This window comes from Yinghuangia sp. YIM S09857, from assembly GCF_051388915.1.
Classification (GTDB): Bacteria; Actinomycetota; Actinomycetes; order Streptomycetales; family Streptomycetaceae; genus Yinghuangia.
In genome coordinates, this window is the sequence record NZ_JBPKBH010000025.1 from 67,652 (window position 1) to 76,812 (window position 9,161).

Here is a 9,161-nt window from a genome sequence, read left to right on the forward strand (position 1 = left end):
GATCCGGGTGCCTGCGGGGCAGTCCCGGAGGGGTTCCGAAACCTACGTTCGAACATGTGACGACACACCGAGACGACGCCGAACACACCGTGGCCATCCGGGGCCTGAGCAAGAGCTTCGGCGCCGACGCGACCCGGTTCTGGGCTCTCACCAACATCGACCTCTCCCTCGCACCGCGGACCTTCACCGCGATCATGGGACCGTCCGGCTCGGGCAAGAGCACGCTGCTCAACTGCCTGCTCGGCCTGGAGAAGCCCGACACCGGCACCGTCCGCATCGGCGGCGTCGACATCACCGGTCTCGACGAGACCCGCCTGGCGGAAATGCGGCGCTCTCGCATCGGCGTGGTGTTCCAGGCGTACAACCTGATCCCGTCGCTCACCGTCGCCGACAACATCTCGCTGCCGCTGCGGCTGGCCGGGCGCCCGATCGACGAACGCCGGGTCCGGGACCTCGCCGAGGCCGTCGGGGTGGGCGCCACGCTCGCCCGCCGCCCGGCGCAGTTGTCCGGAGGGCAGCAGCAGCGGGTGGCGTTCGCACGCGCGCTCGTCACGGATCCGGAGTTGATCGTCGCCGACGAACCGACGGGCGCGCTCGACTCCGCGTCGGGCGACGTCGTCCTCGGCCTGCTCCGCTCGATCGTCACCGACCTCGGCCAGCGCGCGCTGCTGGTGACGCACGATCCGCGGGCCGCGGCGGTCGCGGACCGCGTGGTGTTCCTCCGCGACGGACGCCGGCACGGCGAACTCCACGGCGCCGGCGAAGGCCGGATCGCCGCCGCCCTCGCCGACCTCGGGCGGCAGTCGTGAACAAGCTCGCCCGTCTCACCCTCCGGGCCCGCCGCGGGGCGGTTGCCGCGCTGGCCGTGACGGTGTTCTTCTCGGCCGTCCTCGTGGGCGCGTTCGGGGTACTGCTGGAGACCGGCGTACGCGGCCAGGTCGACACCGGCGAGTACGACGCCGCGCCGCTGCTCGTCGCGTCCCGCCAATCGGTGCCGGTCGACGGCGACGTCGACATGACCGTGGCCGACCGCGCGTTGCTGCCGCCGTCGTTGCCCGGGGAGATCGCCCGCGCGCTGCCGGGGTCCCGGGTCGTCGCCGACCGCATCGTGCCCGCGGTGGTCGGCACGGGCGGCACCGAGTCGGTCGACGCGCACCCGTGGTCGGCTTTCGCGCTCGGGAACCGCGAATTGTCCGCGGGACGCGCGCCCGCGGGGCCGGACGAGATCGTGCTGCCCGGACGCCTCGCCGACGCGCTCGGCCTGGACCTCGGCGGCACGCTGCCGGTGGGCTTCGGCGATCGGCCGTTCGTGTTCACGCTCGTGGGCACGACGACGGCCGATGACGAGGGGGTGGACGTACCGGATGTCTATCTCGACGACGCGCGGTTCGTGACGCTCGGCAACCCCGAGCGCCGGGTCGCGGCGGTCGGTGTGTGGCCGACGGCCGCGGACGCCGGGAACCCGGACGCCGCGGAGGCGATCAGGCACCTGGCCGCGCAATCCGACGCACGCCTCTGGGACCGCGACGAACGAGGGCCGGTCGAAGCCGTCGCCCAAGGCCGCGCGACGGGAAGTCTCGTCTCCGCCGCGGGTGCGTTCGGTGCGATCGCGCTCATCGTCGCCGTCTTCACCGTCATCGCCCTCACGTCGCTGCAAATCCGCGAGCGCTCGCGCGAGTTGGCCCTGCTCCGGATCGTCGGCGCCACGCCGAAACAGGTGAAGCGCCTTCTGCGTACCGAAATCCGCCTCGTTGCGGGGGTGGCGGCGGTGACCGGCGGGCTCGTCGGACCGCTCGTGGGCGCGGGCATGACCGCCGCCATCCGGTCCTGGGGTGTGCTCCCCCGCACGCTCGACCCGGTGTTCGGCCCGCTGCCCTTCGCGGCGGCGATGCTGACGGGCTTCCTGGCCGCGGAGATCGCCACGCGCGTCGCCGTGCGGCGCGTCGTACGCAACGGCCCGCTGGCTCAACTCGACGGCGGCGACGGAAACCCGTCGGGCCCGCCGCGCACGGGCCGCCGTATCGCCGTCGGAGTCGCCCTGCTCGCGGTCGGCACCGCAATGGTGCTGGCGCCGCTTTACACGTCCGACGTCGACGCCGCGAGCGGCCTGCCCGGGATGTCCGGGCTTGTGATGGCCCTGTCGATCGGCCCGCTCGGTCCGCTGGTGGTACGTGCGGCCACGGCAGCCGTACGCCGACCCGCGGCACGCACCGCCGCCGCCTACACGGCCCTCAGCAGCATCAGGCACCGCGCGGCCCGGGTCGGCGGCGCGCTGACGCCGATCGTGCTGGGCGTCGCGCTGAGCGCCGTCCAACTCTCGGGCGCGGCAACGGCCGGCGCCGTATCGACGGCGCAGGTGCAGGCAGGCCATCGCGCGGACCTGACCGTGACCGCCCCCGGAGTCGGCATCGGCGACCGGACGACCGACCTGGTACGCCATGTCCCCGGCGTCGACTCCGTCACCCCGCTGGTGACGACCGGTGTGATCGTGCGGGGGCCCGGCGACAACGGCCCCCAGACGCTCGAAGCACTCGGCATCGCCGCGGATGCGGTCGAACGTCACGCCGACCTCAAGCCCCGCGGCAGCGCACCGATCCGACTCCGGGACGGGGAGGTGGCCCTTGGCGTCCTGGGCGCCTCGCAGGTGGGTGCGCGGGTGGGCGACGAGGTCACCATCGTGCTTCCGGACGGCCGTTCGGTCGCACGGCACGTCACCACCCTCTACGAACGCGGGCTGGGATTCGGGGACGTCCTGCTGCCGCTCGGCGACCTGCAACCGTCGACCGCCTCCGGCAACGCGACCGCGCTGGCCGTCGACGTCTCTCCCTCGGGCGCCACGTCGCTCGCACAGGTCGGGAACCGGATCCGCCACAGCCTGGCCGACCTGCCCGGGGTCACCGTCACCACCACCGGAGGCCCAGGCCCGACCACCGAAGGCCCCGACGGCGAGGCCAAGTTCGGCCTACTACTCCTCCTCGTCATCTTCGGCTACATCGCTATCGCCGTCACCAACTCCCTTGTGACCACGACACTTTCGCGCGCCTCCGAGTTCAACCTCCTGAAGGCCGTGGGCGCCACACCCCGTCAACGCCGCGCGACACTCCTCTGGGAAGCCGCCTTCCTGGCCACCACCGCCTGTGTCGTCGGCACGGCCTTCGCCCTGCCGGGACTCGTCGCCATGACATACGCCCTCAGCAACGGCGACCTACTCACCCCCGCGATAGCACCGACCGCCTACACCGCGGTCGTCGCCCTCACCTTCACCCTGGTCCTCACCGCCACCGCCATGTCGGGCCGAGTAGCCCTACGCGCCAACCGGCCTGCCAGGTAGCGAGTCACGGCCAGGCGGGCGGAGCGCTCTGCCTGGGCGCTGCTCGAGGAGGACACGGCGACTGTCGCCGCGGGCCACGCCCCCACGGTCAACCCGGTCACCGCCCGCTACCTGAACCGGCTCTCCGACCTGCTGTTCATCCTGGCCCGTCTCGCCAACGGCGGAGGCTGCGGCGATGTGCTGTGGAATCCGGGCCGGGGCCGCAGTTCCTGAACCACGTCGGCGCCCGGGCTGATCATGTGTGACTGTCGTCCGGACCGGCTACTAGGTTGCCAAGATGTGCCCTCGCGGCGCAGTGGCGTGAACCCTGGAGCTGGTGATGTCCGAGAATGTGAGTTCGGCGCAGCCGCAGATTGTTGATCGTGCGGCCTTTCAACGGCAGTTGGACGAGCTGCGGGCGCGGGAGAAGGCGCACACGCGCGAGGGCGATGCGATTGCGGCTGCGCGGCGCAGGCTTCCGATGGTCGAGGTGGCCGCGGACAGTGCGCTGCTGGGGCCGGACGGTCCGACCACGCTGCTGGACGCGTTCGAGGGGCGGCGGCAGTTGATCGCCTACTACTTCATGTGGTGGCCCGGGCGACCCGCCGCCGAGCAGTGCGAGGGCTGCACCTGGGTGATGAGCCATGTGGGCGAGCTGTCCTACCTGCACTCGCGCGACATCACCTTCGCCGTGTTCTCGCAGGGGCGGAACACCGCCTTCGGCTTCGGGGACGCGCGGACGTCGTACGAAGAGAGCCTGCGCTACCGGGAGTTCATGGGCTGGGAGATGCCGTGGTACTCCGCCCAGCCGTCGCTTGAGTCGCTGCTTGTCGGCAGGGAACTCGGCTTGTTCCACCTGGTGTGCTATCTGCGCGACGGCGATCGGGTGTTCGAGACGTATTGGACCAAACGCCGCGGGGCCGAGGTCGTGGACTACAACTACGCGCTCATGGACCTCACGGCGTTCGGACGCCAGGAGGAGTGGGAGGACTCGCCGGCAGGTTGGCCGCGCCTCGGGCAGGCAACACGGACTCTGGGCGGGGCCCCGGACTGGCCGCCGCTGTGGGATGAGTCGGGTGGACGTCCCACGTCACAGTGGCCGCGCCTGGACGCCGGACGCTCCGACGACCTGGGGACGAATGGCCCCGTCCCGGCGGCCGAGTCCGGGGCCGAGCCCGAGTCCGGCTCCTGCCACTGAGCGAAGAGCCCGGCTTCGGAGCGGCCCCGAGCGAGGACCGCGGGCCCGAAATCGTTTGCCGACCGTACTCGACAAGATCGCAAACATTAGCTTAGGCTCACCTAATCTATGGCAGGCCACTCTTTCCACGTGCCTGACTTGGGAGTCGCCGCATGTCCGCACGGCGACTTCCGCGGCCCGAGGGGAGTGGCATGTCACGGACGATTCCTGACACAGGGTCAGCTCCCGACGGGCCCGCCGCATGACACCCGCCGCCGCGCCGCCGATCGCCGCCACGCGTCCCGCACTCGGCAAACGCCGCCCCGCCCATCGGCGGCGACTCGCCGTCCTGGGCGTACTGTCAGCCGCCGTCCTCCTCGCGGCGATCGCCTCACTGGCCGTGGGGGCGCGGGCGTTGAGTCCGTCCGAGGTGTGGCACGGGTTGTTCGCCGCGTCGGACCCCGACCAGCAGCGCAACGAGATCCGGCTCATCGTGCAGACCGTACGCGTGCCGCGCACGGTGCTCGCGGTCGTCGCGGGCATGGCGCTGGGCGTCGCGGGGGCGCTGATCCAGGGGTACACCCGCAACCCGATCGCGGACACCGGTCTGGTCGGGGTGAACGCCGGGGCCTCGTTCGCCGTCGCGTGCGCGATCGCCGTGTTCGGATTCGCCGAGCCCACGCAGTACGTGTGGTTCGCGCTCGTCGGTGCCGGTCTCGCCGGTGCCGTCGTGTTCGGTCTGTCGAGTCTCGGAAGAGGCGCCGGCAACCCCCTCACCCTCGCACTGGCGGGCCAGAGCGTCACGATCTTCCTCGCCGCGATGACCACCGCGGTGTCGCTGTCCGACAAGGCTGCCCTCGACGCCCTGCGCTTCTGGAACGCCGGCTCGGTCGCAGGCGTCGGATTCGACGTCATCTGGCCGGTGGCCGGGCTGATCGCGCTCGGGTTGACGCTCGCGCTGGCCACGGTCCCGGCACTGAACCTGCTCAACCTGGGCGACGACGTGGCCCGCGGCCTCGGGGTGAACATCACGCGCAGCCGGATCACCGGCATAGCCGCCGTCACGGTGCTCGCCGGGGCCGCCACCGCGGCGTGCGGCCCAATCGCCTTCCTCGGGCTGATGGTTGCGCATGTGGCCCGCTACCTGGCCGGTCCGGACTACCGCTGGCTGGTGCCGTACGCGGGCCTGCTCGGCGCCCTCGTCCTGCTGCTCTGCGACATGGCCGGGCGCCTCGTGGTGCGGCCCGGCGAGCTGGATGCGGGTGTGCTCGTGGCCCTGCTCGGCGCCCCGTCCTTCGCCGTCCTGGTGTGGCGCGGAAAGATCACGGGCGCATGAGCGAGACCACCGCCCGGCCTCGGGTGGCACCCGGACTGCGGTTCGGCGCCGTGTCGTTCGCCTGGCGCCCACGCGTCGCCGGCGTCACGCTGCTTCTGGCGGCGGCGGCCTTCCTGCTGTTCTGCGTGTCCATATCGGTCGGGGACTTCCAACTCCCCCTCGACCGCGTGATCGCGACCATCCTGGGCCGCGGTGACCCGGTGGACGAGTTCGTGATCATGGACCTGCGGATGCCGCGTGCCCTGGCCGGGTTGGTCGTCGGCATCGCACTCGGCGTTTCGGGCGCGCTCACCCAGTCGCTCGCGCGGAATCCGCTGGCCAGTCCGGACGTTCTCGGCGTCACCGGCGGCGCGAGCGCCATGGCGGTGTTCCTGGTGACCGTTTCGGGCGGGGCGTCCGCGGCGATCAACGGCTCGCTGGGCCTGTCGACGGCGGCGCTCGCGGGCGGCCTGGGCACGGGGCTGCTCGTCTACCTGCTGGCCTGGCGCCGCGGAATCGACGGCCTGCGCCTGATCCTCATCGGCATCTCGGTCAGCGCGGTGATGCAGGCGATCACGACGTGGCTGCTCGCCTCCGCCGACATCAGGGACGTGGCCCGGGCCCAGGCATGGCTGGTGGGTTCGCTCGACAACCGCTCGTGGAGCGAGGTCCGCATCGCGTTCTGGTGCACGCTCGTGCTGCTGGCCGTGGTGACGGCGGTCGCGTTCCAGTTCAGGCCGATGCACCTGGGCGACGACGTCGCCGCCGGGCTGGGCGTACGCCACACCGCGGTGCGCGCGGTCCTGCTCCTTTGCGCGGTCCTCCTGGCCGGTGCGGCCGTGAGCGCCGCGGGCCCGGTGCCGTTCGTCGCGCTGATGGCACCGCAGGTGGCCCTGCGTCTGACCGGAAGCCCGACCCCGCCGCTGGCCGCCTCGGGCCTGCTCGGCGCCGTCCTGCTCACCGGCTCCGACCTGGTCGCCCGTACCGCGCTGCCGGTCACGCTGCCGGTCGGCGTCGTCACGGCCGCGGTGGGCGGCCCGTTCCTCCTGTACCTGCTGGTACGGGCGAACCTCCGGCGGCATCCGTCATGATCCGGCAACCCCAGGGGTGTTCATGACCACGCGATCCACAGCCGCGTCCGGCTCCCAGGACAGCGCCGCCGCGCGGCTGTCGGCGAACGGCATCGCGGTCGGGTACGGCGTCGACACCGTCATAGACGGCCTCGACGTGGCCATCCCTTCCGGCGCGGTGACCACGATCATCGGCCCCAACGGCTGCGGCAAGTCGACCCTGCTGCGCACACTGTCGCGACTGCTCAAGCCCGCTCGCGGCGCGGTCGTCCTGGACGGCGAGGACATCGCCGGACTGAAGACCCGCGACGTGGCGAAGAAACTCGGCCTGCTCCCGCAGGCACCCGTCGCGCCGGAAGGCCTCACGGTCGCGGACCTCGTCGCCAGGGGCCGCCACCCGCACCAGAGTTGGCTCCGCCAGTGGTCCTCCGACGACGCCTCGGTGGTCGGACGCGCGCTGGAGATGACCGGGGTGGCCGACCTGGCGGACCGGCCGGTCGACTCGTTGTCCGGCGGGCAGCGCCAGCGCGTGTGGATCTCGATGACCCTCGCCCAGGGCACCGACCTGCTGCTGCTGGACGAGCCGACCACGTACCTCGACCTGGCCCACGCGGTCGACGTCCTGGACCTGGTGGACGACCTGCACGAGGCCGGCCGCACGGTGGTGATGGTGCTGCACGATCTCAACCTGGCCGTGCGGTACAGCGACAACCTCGTCGTCATGCGGGCCGGGTCGATCCTCGCGCAGGGTCACCCGCGCGACGTGATCAGCGCGGAACTGCTGTACGAGGCCTTCGGGTTGCGCGCCGCGGTGATCGAGGACCCGGTCGGCGACCGCCCGCTCGTCGTCCCGATCGGCCGGACGCACGTCCGCGGGAGTGAAGATCGTCACGCACCCGCATCCAGCCAAGCTCGATCAAGTAAGGTAAGCCTGCCCTAATTCGAGGGCGGAGTGGATGCCGGACCCAAAGGAACCCTCATGCTTCTTCGCAGAACCACGCGCGCGCGGCGCGGCCGGCGGCTGGCGGCCATACTCTCCGCCGCGGCCATGGGCGTCGGCCTCCTCGCCGGCTGCGGCTCCGACTCGGACGACACGTCGTCCAGCCCGTCCGCGGCGGGGTCCGGGTCCGGCAACACCCCTCCGGCGGCCGAGGCGGGCGCGTTCCCGGTCACCGTGGAGCACGCGTTCGGGTCCACGACGGTGAAGAAGGAACCGGAGCGGATCGTCTCCGTCGGCTACACGGACGACCAGGCCATCCTGGCCCTCGGCCACAAGCCGGTCGGCATGGTCGACCAGTACCCCAACCCGGCGGGCACCAGCCCCGACATCAACACCCAGTGGCCCTGGGTGAAGGACAAGTGGGGCGACGCCCGCCCCGAAGTCGTCATGAACAACGGGGACTCCGGGCCCAACTACGAGAAGATCGCGCAGTTGCGACCCGACCTGATCGTCGCCGTGTACTCCGAGATCGACCAGGCCGCGTACGACAAGCTCAGCAAGATCGCCCCGACCGTGGCCCGTACGAAGGCCGAGAAGGAGCCGTTCAGCGCGCCCTGGCAGGACAACGCGGTGCACATCGCCAAGGCCCTCGGCAAGGCCGACGAAGGCGCCAAGCTCGTGCAGGGCATCCAGGACAAGCTTGCCGCGGTCCGCACCGCGCACCCGGAGTTCGCGAACCAGAAGGCCGTCGCGCTGTCGTGGTACAAGGACGCGCTCGCACCGTTCACCACCACCGACGTGCGCGGCCAACTCCTCACCGGGATGGGCTTCCAGGGCGTCGCAGAAATCGACAAGCTCGCGGACGGCAAGTTCTACGTGCAGCTCTCGCCCGAGCGGATCGACCTGGTCAACGTCGACCGCGTCTTCGTCATCAACGACCAGGCGGACGTGAACGCGCTCAAGAACTACCCGCTGTTCGCGAACCTGCCCGCCGCGAAGAACGGCAAGGTCTCCTACCTGCTGGACAGCGAGGGCCCGGCCATCGGCGCCGCGATGTCGCAGGCCACGTTGCTGTCGCTGCCGTACGCCATCGACGAGACCGTCAAGGCGATCGGCTGAGCGGGGATGGCAACCAACGGAACCGACACAACCGACGCACCTGACGGCACGTGCCCGGCCCCGGTTTCGAGCGCGTGAGCACACCCGGCGCCGGCGCCCCGACACTGCACACCACCTCCGGGCGCGACGCGGCCCGGTGGGTGGTGGCCCAGTGCCGCCGACAGCCGTGGCTGACGGCGGCGACGGGGTTCACGATGGTGGCCGCGGCAGCGCTGCACGTTGTCCCCGTG

General features: G+C 71.6%; 7 protein-coding genes and 1 pseudogene. All 8 read left to right on the forward strand.

Annotated elements, in window-relative coordinates; translation table 11 throughout:
• Positions 1 to 56 precede the first annotated feature (56 nt).
• The 8 genes and pseudogenes from ACRX5S_RS35660 (at position 57) to ACRX5S_RS35695 (ending at position 8,931) form a co-directional block, all read left to right on the forward strand.
• The gene (locus ACRX5S_RS35660) at positions 57 to 809 is read left to right on the forward strand and encodes an ABC transporter ATP-binding protein (protein WP_436777377.1); all 753 of its coding nucleotides are present in this window, start codon (positions 57 to 59) and stop codon (positions 807 to 809) included.
• Positions 806 to 3,331, forward strand: coding sequence for an ABC transporter permease (locus tag ACRX5S_RS35665; protein ID WP_436777378.1), 2,526 nt, complete (start codon positions 806 to 808; stop codon positions 3,329 to 3,331). Before ACRX5S_RS35660 ends, ACRX5S_RS35665 begins: the two co-directional genes overlap by 4 nt.
• A 12-nt stretch (positions 3,332 to 3,343) precedes the next feature.
• A pseudogene (locus ACRX5S_RS35670) lies at positions 3,344 to 3,544 on the forward strand (ATP:cob(I)alamin adenosyltransferase); the annotation flags it as partial.
• A 106-nt stretch (positions 3,545 to 3,650) separates the two neighbouring features.
• The gene (locus tag ACRX5S_RS35675; protein ID WP_436777379.1) at positions 3,651 to 4,508 is read left to right on the forward strand and encodes a DUF899 family protein; all 858 of its coding nucleotides are present in this window, start codon (positions 3,651 to 3,653) and stop codon (positions 4,506 to 4,508) included.
• 241 nt (positions 4,509 to 4,749) lie between these two features.
• Positions 4,750 to 5,823, forward strand: coding sequence for a FecCD family ABC transporter permease (locus tag ACRX5S_RS35680; protein WP_436777380.1), 1,074 nt, complete (start codon positions 4,750 to 4,752; stop codon positions 5,821 to 5,823).
• Positions 5,820 to 6,893, forward strand: a complete 1,074-nt coding sequence (locus ACRX5S_RS35685; RefSeq protein WP_436777381.1) for a FecCD family ABC transporter permease — start codon at positions 5,820 to 5,822, stop codon at positions 6,891 to 6,893. Before ACRX5S_RS35680 ends, ACRX5S_RS35685 begins: the two co-directional genes overlap by 4 nt.
• 22 nt (positions 6,894 to 6,915) lie before the next feature.
• Positions 6,916 to 7,812, forward strand: coding sequence for an ABC transporter ATP-binding protein (locus ACRX5S_RS35690; protein WP_436777382.1), 897 nt, complete (start codon positions 6,916 to 6,918; stop codon positions 7,810 to 7,812).
• A 39-nt stretch (positions 7,813 to 7,851) separates the two neighbouring features.
• A complete protein-coding gene (locus tag ACRX5S_RS35695; protein WP_436777383.1) occupies positions 7,852 to 8,931 on the forward strand; it encodes an iron-siderophore ABC transporter substrate-binding protein in 1,080 nt (359 codons plus the stop codon).
• Positions 8,932 to 9,161: the final 230 nt, after the last annotated feature.